This window comes from Stenotrophomonas sp. CASM106, assembly GCF_049384825.1.
In the GTDB taxonomy this organism is placed as follows: Bacteria; Pseudomonadota; Gammaproteobacteria; order Xanthomonadales; family Xanthomonadaceae; genus Stenotrophomonas; species Stenotrophomonas muris.
Genome location: NZ_JBMRFS010000001.1, coordinates 143,949 through 162,500, shown reverse-complemented (window position 1 = coordinate 162,500; position 18,552 = coordinate 143,949). Strand labels below are relative to the sequence as shown.

Sequence of the window (18,552 nt, the reverse complement as noted above, 5' to 3'; positions counted from 1 at the left end):
AACTGACATGAGAGACCTGAACGACGCGATTGCCGATGTCGAAACCGATATCGGCCAGGTGCAGGCACAACTGGCCGCGCGTGGCGACCAGTGCCGGGAGCTGATCAAGGAACAGGAAGCGCTGCACGGGCGGGTCCGCGACGACTTCAACGCCCTGGCGCGCCTGCAGGCCGAGGCCGCCACCGATGCGCCGCCGATGCTGGCCCGGGACCTGCTGCAGCAGTCCAGCGCCGATCTGCAGCGCCGTGACCGCAAAGCGGCGGTGCTTAACGACGAACTGCAGGCGCTGCTGGACATCGAGCAGTCGTTGCAGCAGCGGTCGCAGGAGGCCGTTGCCGCACGCGACGCCGGCGGCGGACGCTGGCAGGCCCTGCAGGACCAGGTGGACACCACGCTGGAAGCGGAACCTACCTACAGGGCGCTGCAGGACGACCTGCAGCTGGCCGTGGCGCGTGCCGACACGGTCGAGCGCATGGCTTCCTCTGCCCAATCGGAGCATGACGCCAAGGCCGGCGCCTATCAGGCCGACCCGATCTTCATGTACCTGCACCGGCGCAGCTACGGCAGCACGGCCTACCGCGGCTGGCCACTGGTGCGCACCGTCGACGGCTGGCTGGCCGAACTGTGCGGCTTTGACCGTGCCCGTCGCGAGTACGCCACGCTGGTCGAGCTTCCGCCCTATCTGCAGGAACATGCCCGACGCGCCCGCGACGACGTGGAGGCGGCCCGCCAACCGGTACAGCAGGCCCGCGATGCCGCCCTCGCCCGCGCCGGTGGCGACCCGCTGCGCCAGCAGCTGCAGACGGCACAGGGCGCAGTAGCGCAGGCGCTGCTGGCCGAGCAGCTGCATCGTCAGACCGTGGATGCCAAGCAGGCACAGATCGACGGCTTCCGCAGTTGGACCGATGCCGAAGGCAGCGCCCTGCTCACCGCGCTGGCGCGCACGCTGTCGGCCAAGAGCATGGACGACCTGTACCGGCGCGTGGCCGCCACCGCCTCCGGCGAGGACGATGCCGTGCTCGAGCGCATCCATCGCAGTCGCCTGCGCCTGGGCGAGATCGATGGGATGGTAGGCGAGCACACCCGCGAAATGGCCGTGCTGAAAAAGCGCCTGGACAGCCTGCAGGCGGCGCGGAGGAGCTACCAGGCGGCAGCAGACATCGAGCGCCAGGCCTACGAGGCGCCGAGCTACCGGGCCGCCGCGCCGGCCACCGTCGCCGCATCCTTCTTCAGCACCACCAGCAGCCGAAGCACCACCCGCTCCTCTGGCAGCCTGTTCGACCTGCTTTCGGGAGGCTCCAGCAGTTCCGGCTCGGGTTCGAGCTCGAGTTCGAGTTCCAGCTCCAGCTCCAGTTCCAGCGGCAGCAGCTTCCACAGCGGCGGTGGTATCAGCGGCGGCGGTGACTTCAAGACCGGCGGCGGGTTCTAGCCCGGCAACGGCCGGGTGCGCCGCTTCAGCCGCGCATCCAGCAACCCCACGCCCAGCAGCACCAGGCTGGTCAGCCATCCGGCGGCCAGCAGGTGCGTCCAGGGCAACACCAGGCCCAGCACCAGCAGCGCCACCGCGCCCAGCAGGTGCGAGCGCGGCGCGCGCCCGTAGACCACGCGCTTGTACAGGGCACTGCCCAGCAGATAGATCAGCGGGCCCGCCACCATCACCGTGGCGTAGACCGTGGTGACGGCCGCCCCCGGATGGTCCATGACCAGATCGTTGCCCACCGCGGTGGCGATGATGCCGGCGATCAGCAGGGCATGCACGTAATGGAAATTGGCGCCCATCCGGCCCGGGTCTTCGGCGTGGGTGATGGCCTCTGTGGCATCGCGGCTGGAGATGCCGAAGTACAGCCACCACATGGCAATCGTGCCAGCGAAAGTGGCCAGCACCGCCGAGATCACCTGCAGGCTCCAGTGCTCGACGTCGCTGAGCACGCCCCCGGTGGCCAGCAACGTCTCGCCCAGTGCGACGATGACGAACAGCTGGCAGCGTTCGGCCAGGTGACCGCCCTCGATGGTCCAGTCGCGGGTGTGCGACCGGCCCATGCCCGGGAACGCGAAGCCGAACATCGGCGAGATGTATTCGCAGGCCACCGCCATCGCCCACAGTGCCAGCCGCAGGTGGCCCTCGGCCGCCGCGCCGGCCAGCCAGAAGCAGGCCGACACGCTGACCCAGGCCAGCATGCGGCGGAAGTTCGGCGCCAACGTATGGTTGCGGCCGACTTCCAGCAGCACGAAGGCGGTGCGTCCGACCTGCATCGTGGCGTACGCCCCGGCGAAGATCCAGGCACGATCGGCGAACGCCTCGGGAATGGACGAGGACATCAACAACGCCAGCAGCATGGTGGCGAACATCACGCCCCGGATGCGCGGCGCCTCCGGGTCGAACCAGTTGCTGACCCAGCACGCGTACTGCCAGCCGAGCCAGACCGCGAACCACAGCACCAGGGTCTGCAGCACGCCGGCCAGGTCCAGGTGGTGCAGCAGATGGTGGCTGAGCTGGGTGACCGCAAACACGTAGACCAGGTCGAAGAACAGTTCTTCGTAGGTCACGCGGGCATGATGGCCATCGCGGTGGCGCAGCGCGGGCAGGCGCAGTCGGGTACTCATGGAACTCCTTCAGCGCGCCAGGCGCCAGTACAGGAAACCGGCAAGTAGCGCCGGCACGGCGAATACCAGCAACAGGATCGGCAGCTCCTCGCGTACCGCGTAGCCGGCCTTGCTGACCCCTACCCACATGTTGGCCACGGCCACCAGCAGCCAGGTGGCGATGAAGGCGATCAGTGCCGTGGGCAGCTGCGAGGTGCCCGTGCTCCAGAGATGGCCAAACAGCACGAATACCCCCAGCAGCAGTACGCCACCCAGCATCACCATGAGCACGTGCATGGTCCACCTCCTTGAGCCTGGTAGCAGGCTAGCCCCGGCCGATTCTGCGCTCCAGCCCGTGGAGGTGGATTCACAATCCATGGCCAGCGAACAATCCCTGGGCAGGCTGCGGCGCACCTTATTGCAGCCATGAATTATTCGCGAAACGGTCCGCCCCGCCCGCGTGCTAGTTTCATCCGACCCTGCCCAGACACCTCTCCGCCATGCGCCTTTGCCTGACGACCCTTGCCCTGACTGCCACACTTGCCTTTGATGTGACTGCCGCCGACGCACCGCTGCCGCAGCTGCAGGCCTACACCGTGGACGCCTCGTGGCTGCAGCCGATGGCACCGCTGCAGATTGCCGACCACACCTGGCAGATCGGCACCGAGGACCTGACCGCGCTGCTGGTGCAGACCGCCGACGGTGCGGTACTGCTCGACGGCGGCATGCCGCAGATGGCCGGTCACCTGCTGGACAACATGAAGGCACGCGGGGTGGCAGCACAGGATCTACGGCTGATCCTGCTCAGCCACGCACACGCCGACCATGCCGGGCCAGTGGCGGAGCTGAAGCGCCGTACCGGCGCCAGCGTAGCGGCCAACGCCGAATCGGCGGTGCTGCTGGCGCGCGGCGGCAGCAACGACCTGCACTTTGGCGACAGCATCACCTTTCCGCCGGCCAGCGCCGACCGCATCATCATGGATGGCGAAGGGGTCACCGTAGGCGGCATCGCGTTCACCGCGCACTTCATGCCGGGGCACACCCCAGGCAGCACCGCCTGGACCTGGACCGATACCCGCGATGGCCAGCCGGTGCGCATCGCCTACGCCGACAGCCTGAGTGCGCCGGGCTACCAGCTGCAGGGCAACGCCCGTTATCCACGCCTGGTCGAGGACTACCGGCGCAGCTTCGCTACGGTGCGCGCCCTGCCCTGCGACCTGCTGCTGACGCCGCATCCGGGCGCCAGCAACTGGAACTATGCCGCGGGTGCAGAGGCCGGAGCCAACGCCCTGACCTGCAAGGCCTACGCGGATGCGGCCGAGAAGAAGTTCGACGCACAGCTGGCCAAGGAAACAGCCACGGCACGCTGATCCTGTAGAGCCGAGCCCATGCTCGGCTTGCCGGCCAAACACAGCCGAGCATAGGCTCAGCCCTACACAGGACGCGTCGAAGGGTGCCGGTCAGGACGACCGGCACCCGCCTTCCATCAGCCACCCTGCCCGTGCTGGGCAAACGGCTCGGTGCTGCCGTCGGTCCGCACCAGCTCGACGGTGTACGACTGCACGTAACCATCCGGCATTTCCATGCCCGGCGAACCGGCCGGCATGCCGGGCAGCACCAGCCCGCGTGCGGCCGGGCGTTCGGCCAGCAGGCGCTTGATGTCCTCGGCCGGGATGTGGCCTTCGACCACATAACCGCCGATCTCGGCGGTATGGCAGGAGGCCTTGCCGACCGGCACGCCCAGGCGGACCTTGATCGGATTCATGTCATCGGTATCGCGCACGTCCACCTGGAAGCCCGCGGCCTTCAGATGGTCGACCCAGATACCGCAACAGCCACAGCTGGCGGTCTTGTGCACGATGGCCACCGGCAGGGCCGGATCGACCTTGGCCGGGCTGGCCTGGATCGGTGCTACCGGTGCCTTGCTGGCGACCGGTGCGGCGGCGGATTCTTCGGCGGCACGTCCACAGGCGGTGGTGGCCAGCACGATGCCCAGCAGCAGGCCGAGGGAGAGAGAACGGTTCATTGAGTGATTCCTTTGCTGAGGCGGGCAACGCGGCCCGCCGCCCGCGCATCGAAGGCGCAGGCAGAGGCGAGAAAGAGCCGAACAGTCATGGCAGGCGCTTGAGCGCCTGCAGGACATCACACGATGGGGGGACGCAACGGGTCCGGCATCGGCGGCGATGCGCGTTGCTGGGAACGGGCAGCTACAGGCGCCTCACGCCACGGCGAGGCGGGCGTTCCACTCAACGTGGCCAGCATGCCAAGGCAGGCCGGCGGGCATTCGCATTCACCACTCTGGCAGGCCGACGGAGCCGCATCATCGCAGCAGCCGGCTGCGGCCAGCGCAGCCGCGTGCGGTGCAGCGCAGTGATCCTGGTTGGCCGACCCGCCGTACGAAGACGAGCCAAGCGCCAGCGCCGGTGCATTCAGCACCAGGGCAACGAGCAGCATCCATCGCAGCAGCAGGCCAGGCAGGTTCACCCGCCGATGATAGCCGATGCGCGTCACGCAATCGCCGCCGCCATCGCCCGCATCCGCACCGGGATCGACTTCGCTGCGGGTGTGCCGCTGATCCGGTCGTAGTAGTCCAGCGGCAGCAACGGGTTCAGTTCCGGGTAGTAACCGGCCAGCGCGCCGCGCGGCATCGGGTAGTCCAGCACGGTCAGGCCCTCGATGCGGCGCTGCACGCCATCGCCGCTGATCGTCTCCAGGCTGACCAGCGCCTCCTTCTCCAGCCCGCGCGCCAGCCGGTCCTCGATGTTCATGAACAGCACCATGCGATCGTTGTACACGCCGCGATAGCGATCGTTGTAGCTGTAGATGGTGGTGTTGTACTGATCATGCGAGCGCACGGTGGCCAACCGCAACATGTCTGGATCGTGCACCGGATCGTCCACGTCCAGGCCGGGCATCACCAGGATGTTGGCCTTGCCATTGGGCGTGGGCCACACCCGGCGGCGCGGCGGAATGTCCAGATGGAAACCGTGTGGCTGCTGGATGCGCTCGTTGAAGCCGGTGTAGATCTCCGGATACACCGCAGCAATCAGCTCGCGGATGGGTGCGTAGTCGTGCATGCAGCCGGCCCAGTCAACCCTGCTGTCGGGCAGTGTGGCCAGCGCCATGCGGCAGACGATTTCGACCTCGGGCAACACATCGGCGCTGACCGGTTCGAGCACGCCGCGCGAGGCGGTCACATTGGACATCGCGTCCTCGATGGTGACGAACTGCTCACCGGCCGGTGTAACGATGCGCTCCGAGCGCGCCACCACCGGCAGGATCAGCGCATCGCGGCCATGAACCAGGTGCCCACGGTTGAGCTTGGTGGCGATGCCCACGGTCAGGTCCAGGCCACGCATTGCCTCGTACGCGCGCGGCGTATCGGGCACCGCATGGATGAAGTTGCCACCCAGGCCGATGAACACCTTGGCGCTGCCATCCAGCATCGCCTCGATGGACTCGACCACGTGGTGGCCATGCTCGCGCGGCGGGTCGAAACCGAACACCTGCTGCACGCGGTCCAGATAGGCCGGCTTGGGCTTCTCGTCGATGCCGACGGTTCGGTCGCCCTGCACATTGGAATGCCCACGGATCGGTCCGATGCCGGCGCCGGGCTTGCCGAAGTTGCCACGCAGCAACAGCAGGTTGGCGACCTGCTGCAGCAGGCGCGAGCCATACTGGTGCTGGGTCAGCCCCATGCCGTAGCAGATCACGGTGGCCTTGGAACGGATGTAGATCTCCGCACAGCGGCGGATCTGCGCCTGCGAAATGCCGGACACCTGCACGATCTGGTCCCAGTCCTGCGCCATCACGTCTTCGCGCAGCGCCTCCAGGCCCACCGTGTGTTCCGACAGGAAATCATGGTCGAGCACGCGCTCGCCCTGTGCCTCACGCTCGAACATCACCTTCATCATGCCCTTGATCAGGGCCAGGTCGCCGCCGATGCGGATATGCACGAACTCGCTGGTGATCTCGGTCGAACCGAACGTGGCCATCTGCACCACGTCCTGCGGCTCGGCGAAGCGGATCAGCGCACGCTCGGGCATCGGATTGACCGCCACGATCGGGATGCCGCGTTTACGCGCCTCGACCAGGTTGCTCATCATCCGCGGTGAATTGGTGCCGGTATTCTGGCCGATCACGAAGATCGCCTCGGCATGCTCGAAGTCCTGCAGCACGATGGTGCCCTTGCCCACCCCGATGGCCGGCGGCAGGCCACGGCTGGTCGGCTCGTGGCACATGTTCGAGCAGTCCGGGAAATTATTGGTGCCGAACTCGCGCACGAAGATCGAATACAGGAACGCGGCTTCATTGGGCGTGCGGCCGGAGGTGTAGAACTCGGCCTGGTGCGGGCTGTCCAGCGCCTGCAGGTGGCGGCCGATCAGCGCGAAGGCATCGTCCCAGCTGCACGGCACGTAGTGGTCGGTGGCTGCGTCGTAGCGCATCGGCTCGGTCAGCCGGCCCTGCATCTCCAGCCAGTAGTCGGTCTGCGCCATCAGTTCGGTCACGGTGTACCGGGCGAACAGTTCGCGGCCGGCGCGGAACTGGGTGGCTTCCCAGGCCAGTGCCTTCGCGCCGTTCTCGCAGAACTCCAGCTTCTTGCGTTCGTCGGCATCGGGGAACGCGCAGCTGGGGCACTTGAAGCCACCGGGCTGGTTCATCGCCAGCAATGCCTTCGATCCCTTGCCGATCACACTCTGCTGCAGCAGCACCTTGGCCGTGGCGCCGGCGGCCCCCCAGCCTCCGGCGGGCTGGTTGTAGGGCTTGTAACGCGGCGGTTTCTGCTCGGACATGTTCGGGAACCTGGCAGTAGGAACGCAACAACGAACGGCACAACGCGGTCCGGCGGTGCATTCAGTGGCACGACCAGCCGCACAGTCAAGCACGGCCCACGGCGCTTCGCCAGAGGGCACAGGCTGATTTCAGCACAACCTGCCATGGCAACGGTTACAGCCGCGTCTGCGCGCGACCACTGCGCTATCCTCGAAACCGCAGGCGGTGGCCCGCCCGCGTTTCTCCCTTGTCCGGACGCGCTGCATGCCTGATTCGATCCCGCCGCACACCCCGCCTGCCGGCACCGCCCAACGCCCGTTGCAGCGCTGGCGCGGCGGCACGCAACAGCAGCAGCTCGACGTGGTGGCCGAGGAAGTGCCGGTGGCGCTGCGCTACAACGATGCCGCCTTTGCCGTGATGATGGCCACACCCTGTGATCTGGAGGACTTCGCACTCGGATTTTCGCTCAGCGAAGGCCTGATCAGCGCGCCCTCGCAGCTGCTGTCGATCGATATCCACCCACAGCTGGAAGGCATCGAGCTGCAGATGACCGTGGACGAGGCTGCGCCCGGCGCAAACCTCGACCCCGACAAGGGACGCCTGCTGCCCGGCCGTGGTGGCTGTGGCCTGTGCGGCACGCGCCAGCTGGAAGAAGTGCTGCGCCCACTGCCGCAGATCCGCGAACGCCGCAGCTATTCCGCCACCGCCCTGCAGCGGGCGTTGGCCAGCTTGGCGCAGCACCAGCCGATGAATGCGGCAAGCGGCTCGATCCATGCCGCGGCCTGGGCCGACGCCAGTGGGCGCATCGGCTGGGTACGCGAGGACGTCGGCCGCCACAATGCACTGGACAAGCTGATCGGCGCCCTGCACCACAACGAACACGCCATCGAAGGCGGCCTGCTGGTGATTTCCAGCCGGGCCAGCTACGAGATGGTGAGCAAGGCAGTGCGCGCCGGCGCCAGCGTGCTGGCGGCAGTGTCCGCGCCGACCGCGCTGGCGATCGATCTGGCCCGCAGCGCCGGCCTGTGCCTGGTCGGGTTCGCGCGGGAAAGCGGGTTCAATGTGTATACCCATCCGGAGCGGCTGCAGGCGCACGACGGCCACGCCCGCTGAGGATGGCCGGGAGCACTGCGTCCCCCGGCCCGGTACGCCTCAGCGCAGCGCGACCTTCGGGAAGTCCACCGGCACGTCGAACGCCACGTTGACGTAGTTGGTGAACAGGTTGAGCGCCACATGCGCGAGGATCTCGACGACCTGCTCATCATCGAAGCCGGCCGCGCGCAGCGCCTGCACGTCGCCGTCGGCGATCTGCGCACGCTGCTCGACCACCTTCAACGCGAAGTCGAGCGCCGCCGCAGTGGCCGGGTCGCTGGACTGGCCGATCTGCGCGGCAGCCATCTGCTCACCGCTGGCGCCGGCCTTGCGGCCCAATGCCGTGTGCGCGGCCAGGCAGTACTCGCAGGCGTTGCGGTTGGCGATGGCCACGGCGATCTGCTCGCCCATCAGCGGCGACAGGCGACCGCCGCCCAGCGCGCCGAACGAACCCCACATGCTCTGCAGGGCAGCCGGCGAGTTGGCCACGGCGCGGAACATGGCCGGGGTGGCGCCGAAGGCAGCGTGGACCTGGCCCAGCAGGGCCTGGCGGTCGGCGGTGGTGTTGGCGGCATCGATCAGGGGGACACGGGACATGGTGGATCTCCTTGGGAAAGCGCCCGGGATTGGACGACCCGCTCATCCTAGGTAGACTCCCTGGACGCAACATCCTCAATTCGCCACATATGTTGTCCATGCGTCCATGAGCGTGCGCGCCGCCACCCCTGCGCCAGATCGACTCTCCTCGCTGCTGGAACGCTTCCGGGTGCAGGCGGCGCTGTTCCACAGTGGCCCGCTGTGCGGGCAGCATGTCTTCGAGCCGCAGCCCGGTCGTGCGTTCCTGCACATCCTGCGCCAGGGTGAGATGGAAGTCCGTCATCCTGGGGGCGATAGCGCGCTGCCCCGGTTGAAGATCGATACACCCAGCCTCCTGCTGTATCCGCAGCCGCTGCACCATGTGTTCTTCAACGCTCCGCTGGACGGCCCGGATTTCACCTGTGCCACGCTGGATTTCGATGGTGGCGCGCGCAATCCGATCGTGCAGTCGCTGCCACCGGTGATGGTGGTGCCGCTGGCCGCGATCACCGAACTGGATGACACCCTGCAGCTGCTGTTCGCCGAAGCCGATCGCCAGCGCTGCGGGTCACGGCTGCTGACCAACCGCCTGTTCGAGGTGGCGCTGATCCAGATCCTGCGTTGGGTGGTCGACCACCCGGATGCAGCCGGCGTCAGCCACGGGTTGATGCGGGGGCTGTCCGATGCGCGGCTGGCACGCGCGCTGGTGGCGATGCACCAGGCACCGCAGGACGAATGGACGCTGCCGCGCATGGCTGCGACCGCCGGCATGTCGCGCAGCGCGTTCGCGGCCGTGTTCAAGGACGTGATGCAGGCAACGCCAGCCAGCTACCTGCTGGACTGGCGGCTGAGCCTGGCCTGCGCGCAGCTGCGGGCCGGCGTGGCGGTCAAGCAGGTGGGGATCGAGGTGGGGTTTGCCGATACCGCATCGTTGTCGAAGGCGTTCCGCAAGCGGCTGGGGGCTTCGCCGAGGGCGTGGTTGGCCGCGGGCGCCGCGCAGGCTGGGTAGATGGATGAGGGGTAGAGTCGACCGCTGGTCGACTATCGCGCGACGCGCGGGATTTTCGTTGTCCGACCGAAGGGCAGCCGACCAGCGGTCGGCTCTACCACGGGCGATCAAAGCGGCATTTCCGTGGCCTGACCGAACGGCAGCCGACCAGCGGTCGGCTCTACCACGGGCGATGTCGGCGCGCCGGCTGCCCGCTCAACTGGTCGTTCCATCGGGCTTCGCCAGCAGCCCGGCGATCCGTTCGGCCACCTGGGCGCGCACGCTTTCATCCAGCTGCCCCTCGTACATCGCCTCGTAGATCCACAGGCCGTCGGCGGCCAGCCGTGCCACGAAATTGTCGAGCGCGGCCGGGTCGCTCTGCCCGGTCGACGGCGGCAACGGCGCCCAACGCCGTACCGCCGGCCCCCACGGGCGCTCATCGGCGTCCGGGTCGGCCGATTCGAGCATGAACATCAGCTCGGCACGGGTAGCGCTCTGCGCCGAGACGCGCACGAAGGTCTGGTAACGCTCCAGCGCCGAGGCTTCGTCTGCACGCTTGCCCAGCAGCGTTTCCATCGACGTCTCCCAGGCCTGCACCAGGTGCTCGTCGATGCCGCGCAGCAGCGCCTCGCGCGACGGGAAGTGGTACAGCAGGCCGCCGCGGGTCAGCTTGGCCTCGGCCGCCACCGACTCGAAGGTCACTGCGCGCACGCCATCACGATTGATCACGTTGACGGCGGCGTCGAGGATGCGGTCGCGCTTGCTGGTTCTCATCGCGTCATTTTACGCGATCGGCCGCACCCTCGCGGCTGCCGACGCGCCCGCGCAGCAGGCGCGCAATGATCGACGCGCCCAGCGCCAGCACCACCGTGATCACCAGCAGCACGATCTGGTAGCCGCGGTCATACGCGGCCGTGGCCAGTGCGAACCACTCGCCCTGCCCGCTTTCACGTGCCACGTGCAGCGCCTGGGTGAAGCCTTCCCGTGCAAGCGCGGGCATGTCGGCCGAGACCGGCAGGAATGCGCCATACATCGCCGCGCTCAAGCTGCCCAGCATCGCCACCGCCAGCAGGCCGCCGAACTCGTAGGACACCTCTTCCACCGACGAGGCCATGCCCGCACGGTGCGCCGGTACGTTGTTGAGGATGGCGGTGGACGCCACCGAGATGGCCGAACCCATGCCGAAGCCGGTGATCGCCATGCCGGCGACCACCCAGCCGAGGCCGTGCGGGAAGCCGAATGCCACCACGCCGACACCCAGCGCACCTGCGGCCAGGCCGCCACAGATCAGCGGGCGCAGGCCCACCCGGTGCAGGATGCTGCCGCCCAGCAGCGCACTGGGCAGGCTGCCAAGCGCGGCCACCGACACCAGCAGGCCCGCCTGCAGCGGCGAAAAGCCCGCCACCAGCTGGAAGCGCTGGGTGGTGACCAGCTGCAGGCCGGCCATCGCAAACAGGGTGAACACCGCCGACAGCGTGCCGGCCAGGAACGCCGGATTGCGGAAGATCGCGAAGTCCAGCAGCGGGTACGGCAGCTGCTGCTGGCGGCGCGCGAACGCCGCACCACTGATGGCGGCCAGCAGCAGCGCGCCTGCACCCAGCGCATACGACGGCGGCGTAGCGATCAGTGACTTGATCGCCAGCACCAGGCCGGACAGTGCAGCCAGAGCCAGCAGCGACGAAACCAGGTCCCACGGTCGCGAGGTGTCGCGCTGGCCTTCCGGTGCCAGCAGCAACGTGGCCACGAACGCGACCACCACCACCGGCACGTTGATCAGGAACACCGAGCCCCACCAGAAATGCTGCAGCAGCCAGCCACCGATGATCGGGCCAAGCGCCGCACCGACGATCGCCACCGAACCCCAGATCGCGATGGCGATGTTGCGTTCGCGCGCTTCGTGGAAGCTCAGGCCGATCAGCGCCAGCGTGGCCGGCATCATCGCGGCCGCGCCGACCGCCAGCAAGGCGCGCGCGGCAATCAGCTGCCCTGCGGTGTCGGCGAACGCCGCTGCCAACGATGCCACGCCGAACACCACCAGGCCGATCAGGAACATGCGGCGGTGGCCGATGCGGTCGCCCAGCGTACCCGCGCCCAGCAGCAGGCCGGCCATCACCAGCGGATAGGCGTTGATGATCCACAGCGCCTGGCCGGCACTGGCCGAGAGTTCTTCGGTCAGCGTGGGCAGGGCGGTGTAGAGCACGGAGTTGTCGAGCGTGACCAGCAGCAGGCCGGCGGCAACGGTGAACAGCAGTGCCCAGCGACGGGCACGCGACAGGGCCGGAGCACCGGCCAAGGGCTGGGACAAAGCCATGGGAGAACCTGATGGGGGTGGATTACGATCACAACTATACCGGATGTCCTGTATAGTTATGAAGGCGGCGACAGCGGTTCAGATTGCGGTGCGGGCAATGTTCATGTTGCCGTGCCCCTCATGCCGGGTCGTGGCTGGTGTCCGGGATCTTCACCGGCAGTCTTCCGGCAGCGCAGCAATCGCCGCTACCACCGCCGCCTGCATGCCCTGCCTCACGGCCATGTCCAGCTCCCCGCCCGTTGCCCCGTGCTGGCGCCGCAGCTCGTCCTCGCACAGGCCGCGCACCCGCGCGCGGGCATTCGCGCGCAGGCTGCTGCACCGCCAATCGGTGCCACCCAGTGGCAACACCGAATACACCACGCTGTTGCAGGCGTTGCCAGCGCGCTGCTGCAACGACCGTCCACCGAAATCCCGGGGTTCACTGCTGCGCTGCGGGTCGAAGTAGCTGTCCGGGAAGGTGCGCGCGTACTGTTCGATGTCCAACGCCATGCTGCGCCCACCGGCCAACGGCATCTGCAGCGGCTGCCCGCACCGCGTCGCATCGGCGCGATGCTGGATGTACTGGTAGATCGGCCGGTCCAGCGATGGATCCTGCTGGGTCACCGCGCTGACTCCCGCCAGCACCGGCAGCGATGCACGATTGGCCATGCGCGCCAGCAGCCCCGCCTGCGCTGGCTGGCAGCGGTCGCGCACTGTTGCCGCGAGCAGGAACAATACGTCGTTGCGGAACGCGTGATCGTCACCCAGGCGCTGTTCGATGCGCTGGCTGGCATCGGACGCCGGTGCTGGAAACGCAACCGCCGGCGGCGCGGTGGGTGCGCGCTGCCGCTGCCACCACACCAGCAGCACCACCGCGACCAGCAGCACCCCGGCAGCCATGAGCCATCGCCGGCGCATCAGTTGCGGATCGCCGTCAGCGTGGCCGCCGCAGCATCGTAGGACGCGCTGGCGATGTCCGCGTCGAAACGCTTCACCTGCAGGCGGCCGGCAAGCCGGTACGGATCCCACAGGTCGCCCAGCGCGATCGGCGTGGCCAGGGTCACGTGGATGATCTGGTTCGGCGGCGGTGGCGGCACGTGGATGCACGCCCCGTAGAACGGTACGAACAGCAGTTCATCGACCAGGCCTGCATCGTTGGTGCCGAGCGGTACCACGTAGCCATCCAGATCGACCGCGCGACCGTCGACGGCGTCGACCACGCGCGAGGAGCCGAACTGCTTGGCGCGGTCCGGGCTGGAGTGGTCGATCTCCTGCCCCGGCGGCGTGCCGGAGCCGGTGTCGTCGATCAGCCCGCCCACATCATCCATGCCAGTGCGTGACAGACCGATCTGCGGCGGCGGGCGCTGATAGGTGACTTCATCGGGCCGCAGTGCATCCCAACGGTCGATGGCGGCAGCGTCCGTAGCGACTGCAGCCGGCGTGTCCTTCGGCGTGACCACCACGGCATCGCCGCCCGGCGACGTACAGCCCGCCAGCCACAGGCATCCCAGCACCAGCAACAAGGGGCTACGGTTCATAAGGCCTCAGCTGTGCATCGCGCATGGTGTAGGCGGAGCCGGCCAGATCATCATCCAGCCGTTCGGCACGCAGGGTGCCGGCCAGGAAGAACGGCGAGTACATGTCCGGCATCGCGATGGGGCGTGGCAGCACCACGTGCACGATCTGGTTCGGTGGCGGCGGTGGTACGTGGATGCAGGCGCCGTAGTACGGCACGAACAGGAATTCGGTCAGCCGCCCGTCCTGCGCAGTGGCCAGCGGCACCACGTAGCCGGGCAGGCGCACCGGACGCTGCAGCACCGTATCCACGGTACGGAACGTGCCGAACTGCGGCATGCGCCGGTTGCCGTTGTGCTCGACCTCCGGGCCCTCTCCGCGCTCCAGCGCGGCCAGCTCGTCCTTGGGCATCATCTGCAACCATTCCAGTTCCTGCTCCGCCGCATCCACAGCGCCAGCGTGGTCGACAACCGGCGAAGGTGGCAACGCCTGCACACCGGTATCCGCCGGCCGCTCGCAGGCTGCCAGCGCCAGCACCATCGGCAATGACAGCATCCAGCGCATGCTCAGCCTCCCGGCGACAGGCCATCGGCCAAGGTGCGCCGGTAGGCCAGCAACGCCGGCACCAGCCCGGCCACCGCGCTGATCGCCAACACACCCGCCACCCAGGCCAGCTCGCGGCCATCCGGCCAGACATGGGTGATGGATAGGCCGAAGGTGGCCAGGGCCCAGCCGCGTCCGGCCATGCTGGCGGCCACCAGCAGCGCCAACGCCAGCACGCAGGCCACGGCACTGGTCGCCACCGCTTCCACTACCAGCAGGCCGGCGATGTAACCCGGCCGCGCGCCGGTCGCACGCAGGATCGCCATCTCGCGCCGCCGCTGCTGCAGCGTCGAGACCAGCAACGCCACCAGCGAGACCATGCCCAGCAGCACCACCATCGCGCTGATCAGCTGCAGGGCGCGCTCGGCCGTGCCCAGCGACTGCCACAGCTGCTGCAGCGTCACCCCGGGCAGGATCGCCAGCATCGCCTCTTCGGGATACTCGTTGATCCTGCGCTGCACCGAAAAGGTGGCGATGCGGGAGTTCAGGCCGAGCATGAAAGCGGTGATGCTGGTCGGGGTCAGATCGAGGTGGCGCGCCTGCTCGGCACTGACGCTCTGGCTGCGCAGCTGCACACCCGAGCGCCAGTCGACGTGGATGGCCTCGATCGCCGGCAGCGAGACCAGCAGCGACGAATCCACTGGCGTGCCGGTGCGCTGCAGGATGCCGGAGACCCGGAACGGCTTGTCGGCATGCGTGGCCAGGGTGACCGCGCCGGTGCCGTGCGCCAGCACGATCTGGTCACCGAGACCGACCTTCTGTGCCTGTGCCACCTCGGCACCGATCACCACGTCATACAGGTCATCGAACGGCCGTCCGCTCGCAAACGCAAGCGCGTGCCCGGCGCCGTAGCGGTAGTGCTCGAAATAGCCATCGCTGGTACCGACCACGCGGTAGCCGCGCCAGGAATCGCCCAGCGAAAGTGGCACCGCCCACTTCACCTGCGGCAACGCGGACAGCTCCTGGTAGGACTGCCAGGACACGTTGTTGGTCGGGTCACCGATATGGAACACCGAGTACAGCAGCAGGTTCACCGGCCCCGAACGCGCACCGACGATCAGGTCGGTACCGGACACGGTGCTGGCGAAGCCTTCGTGTGCCTGCGTGCGCACGCGCTCGACGCCCAGCAACAGCACCACGCTGAGGGTGATGACCAGCACGGTCAGGCCCACGCTCAACGCACGGCTGCGCAGGCTGGCCCAGGCAAGCTCAAGCATGGCCGGCACCTGCCTGGTTGATCTGAGACAGGGCAATCGTGCGGTCGAACAACCGCTCCAGGCTGTCGTCATGGCTGACCGCCAGCACGGTGGTGCCGGCTGCCTGGCATTGCGCCGACATCAGCTTCAGGAACGCGGTCGCCGCGTCGCGGTCGAGCGCCGAGGTCGGCTCATCGGCCAGCAGCAACGCCGGGCGGCCGATCAGGGCGCGTGCCGCCGCCACGCGTTGCTGCTGGCCAACACTGAGCGTGCCTGCGCGCCGCTGCATCAGCGCCGGGTCCAGCTGCAGCGCCTGCACCAGGCGGGCGATCTCGGCATCCAGCGGGCCGCTGATGCGTGCGCTGCGCAGGCGCGAGAAGCGCAGGCCCAGCGCGATGTTGTCGCGCACGCTGAGAAACGGCAGCAGGTTGAACTGCTGGAAGATCACGCCCAGGTGGTCGGCGCGGAAGCGGTCCCGCGCGGCACCGCGCATCGCCTGCAGCGCGTGGCCGGCGACTTCGATGCGGCCCTTGCCAGGCAGCAGCACGCCCGCCAGCAGGCCCAGCAACGTGCTCTTGCCACCGCCACTGATCCCGCGCAGCAGCACGCTGCTGCCCTGCTCGATCCACAACCGCGGCACGTCCAGCACCAGCCGCCGGCCATAGCCGAACTGCACGCCATCCAGCGCGATCACCGGTCGCATGCTCACGGTGCCAGCACCACGCGCAGGTTGTCCGGGGTCAGCACGCTGCGGTTCTGTCCTCGGGCGGTGGCGCTGTTGACGATCACTTCGTGCAGGCCCGGGAACAGCACGGGCAAGCGCACCACGATGGCCCGCAACTCGGCCGGCTTGGCGCACTGGTACCGCAGCGTTACGCTGAACCCCGCGTGCCGGTGCTCACCTGATGGCGGTGCGGCAGCCGTCGCATCGAATCCCTCGGCCTTGGCATCGTTGCCTGAAAGGCGGCAGCCCGCGGCGGTGGGCAAGGTGACCCAGCTGCCGCCCTTCAGCACTGTCGTAGCCCGTGTCAGCGCGGCCTGCTCGGCTGCATTGGCCGGCGGTCGCTCGTAATCAAGGATGCCGATGCCGGGTGCCTGCAGGGCGAATTCCAGCGTCTGCTGGTCAAGCGCAAGATCGACGGTGGCCTGGCCGTGCACGTGCGGTGCGTGCTGGCGGATGTCATGGGCCTGCGCGGCACTGGCAGCCTGCAGCAGGAAAAGAGCAGCAGAACGCTTCATGGGGGAGGCTCCAGTTGTTACTATGTAACATTATGGACCACATCCCCACGACGCCCGCAAGGGCCCTGACCCAGCCGCCAACTTCGGCACGCTGGCACCCCCGCTTCGATCTTGCCGGGGCCTGGCTGTCCCTGGCCTGCGCCGCCCACTGCATTGCCCTGCCCCTGCTGCTGGCCTTCGTGCCGGCTGCGATGATGGCGCTGCGCTCGTTCCAGCATCCCGGCCATGGCGCGATGACACTGCTGCTGATGATGTCGCGCTGGGAATGGCTGTTCGCGCTGCTGGCCTCGTCGCTGGCCTTGGCGAGTACCTCGGCCGGGGTGCACCGGCACGGGCGCTGGCGGCCTGTGCAGCTGGCCTGCACCGGCGCGATTCTGCTGCTGTCGGCCTCGCTGTACCTGCCGCTGAAGGAATCACTGCTCTGGCATGGCGTGGCGACAGCTGGTGGTGGCGTGCTGCTGGCATGCGCGCACATCGGCAACCGGCGCGCGCTGCACAACCGCCGGTAGTGCCGGCCGCTGGCCGGCAGCTGCGGGATCCCGGCAGCCGGCCAGCGGCCGGCTCTACCCCCTCCATGCATGGGCCACGCATCAGGTGATACACAGCTGGTAGTGCCGGCCGCTGGCCGGCAGCCCCAGAGACCCGGCAGCCGGCCAGCGGCCGGCGCTACCCCTCCATGCATGGGCCATGCATCAGGGGATACGCAGCTGGTAGTGCCGGCCGCTGGCCGGCAGCCCAGAGACCCGGCAGCCGGCCAGCGGCCGGCTCTACGCCGCCTTATTCGTCAAACGGACGCTGGCCGAGCGTCTGCGTCACGTGGTCGACGAAACAGGTAATGCGCGCGGCCAGCGCGGTATTGCGGTAGTACACCGCGTTGATCGGCTGGCGCACCTCCTGCGTCTGCTTCGCGAACAGCTGCACCAGGCGGCCATCACGCCGGTCCTGGCGGGTCAGGAAGTCGGACAGGCAGGCGATGCCCAGCCCGGTCACCGCCATCTGCCGCAGTGTCTCGCCACTGGACGAAGCAATCGCCGGCTCAATCACGAAAGGGCCGCCATCGGCATCCTGCAGCGGCCATTCGTTCAATGAACTGGGCTGGGTGAAGCCCAGAAGGTCATGTTCGTGCAGCTGCTCCACGCGCGTGGGCGTGCCGTGCCGTCGCAGGTACTCGGGGCTGGCCACCACGCGGATGCGGCTGTGGCCGATCGGCCGCGCATGCAGGGTCGAGTCGCGCAGCACGCCAATGCGGAATGCTACGTCGGTGCGCTTCTCGATCAGGTCGGTGATGCCTTCATTGGAATTCAGCTCCAGCTCCACCTGCGGGTAGCGCTCGCGGAAGCCCTCCAGCAACGGCACGATGACGTGCAGCATGAACGGCGTGGCGGCGTCTACGCGCAGGCGCCCGACCGGCTGCAGCCGCCGCGCGGCCATCTGTTCCTCGGCCTCGTCCACCGTGGCCAGGATCGTGCGCGCGTACTCCAGGAATGCGGCTCCCTCCTCGGTCAGCTCCAGCCGCCGCGTGGTCCGCCGCAGCAGCGTGGTCTGCAGCTTGTCCTCCAGCCGCGCCAGGGTGCGGCTGGTGGCGGAGATGGTCAGCTCCAGCTCTTCGGCCGCCGCCGTGATCGAACCACTGTCGACCACGGCCACGAAGGCCTTCAGCTCATCCAGGGTGGTTTTCATTTTTTACCTCGGCGCAA

The 18,552-nt window shown here is 68.2% G+C and carries 20 protein-coding genes; 5 read left to right on the top strand and 15 right to left on the bottom strand.

What is annotated here, in order from left to right:
* Positions 1-7 precede the first annotated feature (7 nt).
* Positions 8-1,429, top strand: a complete 1,422-nt coding sequence (locus VG556_RS00720; protein WP_100450126.1) for a hypothetical protein — start codon at positions 8-10, stop codon at positions 1,427-1,429.
* Here the strand turns inward: VG556_RS00720 and VG556_RS00715 are convergent.
* A complete protein-coding gene (locus tag VG556_RS00715; protein ID WP_100450127.1) occupies positions 1,426-2,604 on the bottom strand; it encodes a low temperature requirement protein A in 1,179 nt (392 codons plus the stop codon). The genes VG556_RS00720 and VG556_RS00715 overlap by 4 nt on opposite strands.
* 9 nt (positions 2,605-2,613) lie before the next feature.
* A complete protein-coding gene (locus VG556_RS00710) occupies positions 2,614-2,880 on the bottom strand; it encodes a hypothetical protein (protein ID WP_014647303.1) in 267 nt (88 codons plus the stop codon).
* Positions 2,881-3,083: 203 nt separating this feature from the next.
* On the opposite strand from VG556_RS00710, the gene blaL1 reads away from it, so the two are divergent.
* On the top strand, positions 3,084-3,953 hold the full coding sequence (gene blaL1, locus VG556_RS00705) for a L1 family subclass B3 metallo-beta-lactamase (protein ID WP_100450128.1): 870 nt from the start codon (positions 3,084-3,086) through the stop codon (positions 3,951-3,953).
* 116 nt (positions 3,954-4,069) lie between these two features.
* Here blaL1 and VG556_RS00700 read toward each other — a convergent pair whose 3' ends face one another.
* The 3 genes from VG556_RS00700 to VG556_RS00690 all read right to left on the bottom strand — a co-directional run bounded on the left by VG556_RS00700 (position 4,070) and on the right by VG556_RS00690 (position 7,376).
* Positions 4,070-4,609: a DUF411 domain-containing protein gene (locus VG556_RS00700; protein ID WP_100450129.1), complete on the bottom strand. Its 540-nt coding sequence runs from the start codon at positions 4,607-4,609 to the stop codon at positions 4,070-4,072.
* A gap of 116 nt (positions 4,610-4,725) precedes the next feature.
* The gene (locus VG556_RS00695) at positions 4,726-5,067 is read right to left on the bottom strand and encodes a hypothetical protein (protein WP_100450513.1); all 342 of its coding nucleotides are present in this window, start codon (positions 5,065-5,067) and stop codon (positions 4,726-4,728) included.
* Positions 5,068-5,090: 23 nt separating this feature from the next.
* Complete coding sequence (locus VG556_RS00690) at positions 5,091-7,376, bottom strand: FdhF/YdeP family oxidoreductase (RefSeq protein ID WP_100450130.1); 2,286 nt, start codon at positions 7,374-7,376, stop codon at positions 5,091-5,093.
* Positions 7,377-7,620: 244 nt separating this feature from the next.
* Here VG556_RS00690 and fdhD point away from each other — a divergent pair, with 244 nt between their 5' ends.
* Positions 7,621-8,469, top strand: coding sequence for a formate dehydrogenase accessory sulfurtransferase FdhD (gene fdhD / locus VG556_RS00685; RefSeq protein ID WP_100450131.1), 849 nt, complete (start codon positions 7,621-7,623; stop codon positions 8,467-8,469).
* A 39-nt stretch (positions 8,470-8,508) separates the two neighbouring features.
* On the opposite strand, the gene VG556_RS00680 is transcribed toward fdhD, so the two are convergent.
* Positions 8,509-9,045, bottom strand: coding sequence for a carboxymuconolactone decarboxylase family protein (locus VG556_RS00680; RefSeq protein ID WP_100450132.1), 537 nt, complete (start codon positions 9,043-9,045; stop codon positions 8,509-8,511).
* A gap of 106 nt (positions 9,046-9,151) precedes the next feature.
* Between VG556_RS00680 and VG556_RS00675 the strand changes: the two genes are divergently transcribed.
* Positions 9,152-10,033, top strand: a complete 882-nt coding sequence (locus VG556_RS00675; protein ID WP_111144230.1) for an AraC family transcriptional regulator — start codon at positions 9,152-9,154, stop codon at positions 10,031-10,033.
* Between the two features lie 195 nt (positions 10,034-10,228).
* Here VG556_RS00675 and VG556_RS00670 read toward each other — a convergent pair whose 3' ends face one another.
* From VG556_RS00670 to VG556_RS00635, 8 genes are all read right to left on the bottom strand, one after another.
* Positions 10,229-10,786, bottom strand: a complete 558-nt coding sequence (locus tag VG556_RS00670) for a TetR/AcrR family transcriptional regulator (protein WP_111144231.1) — start codon at positions 10,784-10,786, stop codon at positions 10,229-10,231.
* Between the two features lie 4 nt (positions 10,787-10,790).
* Entirely contained in the window at positions 10,791-12,323 is a 1,533-nt protein-coding gene (locus VG556_RS00665; protein ID WP_049407931.1) for an MFS transporter, read from the bottom strand.
* A gap of 150 nt (positions 12,324-12,473) precedes the next feature.
* Positions 12,474-13,220 carry a hypothetical protein gene (locus tag VG556_RS00660; RefSeq protein WP_100450133.1) on the bottom strand — a complete coding sequence of 249 codons (747 nt, stop codon included), beginning with the start codon at positions 13,218-13,220 and terminating at the stop codon, positions 12,474-12,476.
* Entirely contained in the window at positions 13,220-13,840 is a 621-nt protein-coding gene (locus VG556_RS00655; protein WP_049407928.1) for a DUF3299 domain-containing protein, read from the bottom strand. The genes VG556_RS00660 and VG556_RS00655 overlap by 1 nt, the downstream gene beginning before the upstream one ends.
* Positions 13,830-14,381, bottom strand: a complete 552-nt coding sequence (locus VG556_RS00650) for a DUF3299 domain-containing protein (protein WP_100450134.1) — start codon at positions 14,379-14,381, stop codon at positions 13,830-13,832. Before VG556_RS00650 ends, VG556_RS00655 begins: the two co-directional genes overlap by 11 nt.
* Before the next feature lie 2 nt (positions 14,382-14,383).
* Entirely contained in the window at positions 14,384-15,637 is a 1,254-nt protein-coding gene (locus tag VG556_RS00645) for an ABC transporter permease (protein ID WP_100450135.1), read from the bottom strand.
* Positions 15,630-16,325 (bottom strand): ATP-binding cassette domain-containing protein, encoded by a 696-nt coding sequence (locus VG556_RS00640; RefSeq protein ID WP_100450136.1) that lies wholly within the window; start codon positions 16,323-16,325, stop codon positions 15,630-15,632. Before VG556_RS00640 ends, VG556_RS00645 begins: the two co-directional genes overlap by 8 nt.
* A complete protein-coding gene (locus tag VG556_RS00635; protein WP_100450137.1) occupies positions 16,322-16,855 on the bottom strand; it encodes a ZrgA family zinc uptake protein in 534 nt (177 codons plus the stop codon). Before VG556_RS00635 ends, VG556_RS00640 begins: the two co-directional genes overlap by 4 nt.
* Before the next feature lie 32 nt (positions 16,856-16,887).
* Between VG556_RS00635 and VG556_RS00630 the strand changes: the two genes are divergently transcribed.
* Entirely contained in the window at positions 16,888-17,364 is a 477-nt protein-coding gene (locus VG556_RS00630) for a MerC domain-containing protein (RefSeq protein ID WP_100450138.1), read from the top strand.
* A gap of 268 nt (positions 17,365-17,632) precedes the next feature.
* Here the strand turns inward: VG556_RS00630 and VG556_RS00625 are convergent, their stop codons facing one another.
* On the bottom strand, positions 17,633-18,535 hold the full coding sequence (locus VG556_RS00625) for a LysR family transcriptional regulator (RefSeq protein ID WP_100450139.1): 903 nt from the start codon (positions 18,533-18,535) through the stop codon (positions 17,633-17,635).
* Positions 18,536-18,552: the final 17 nt, after the last annotated feature.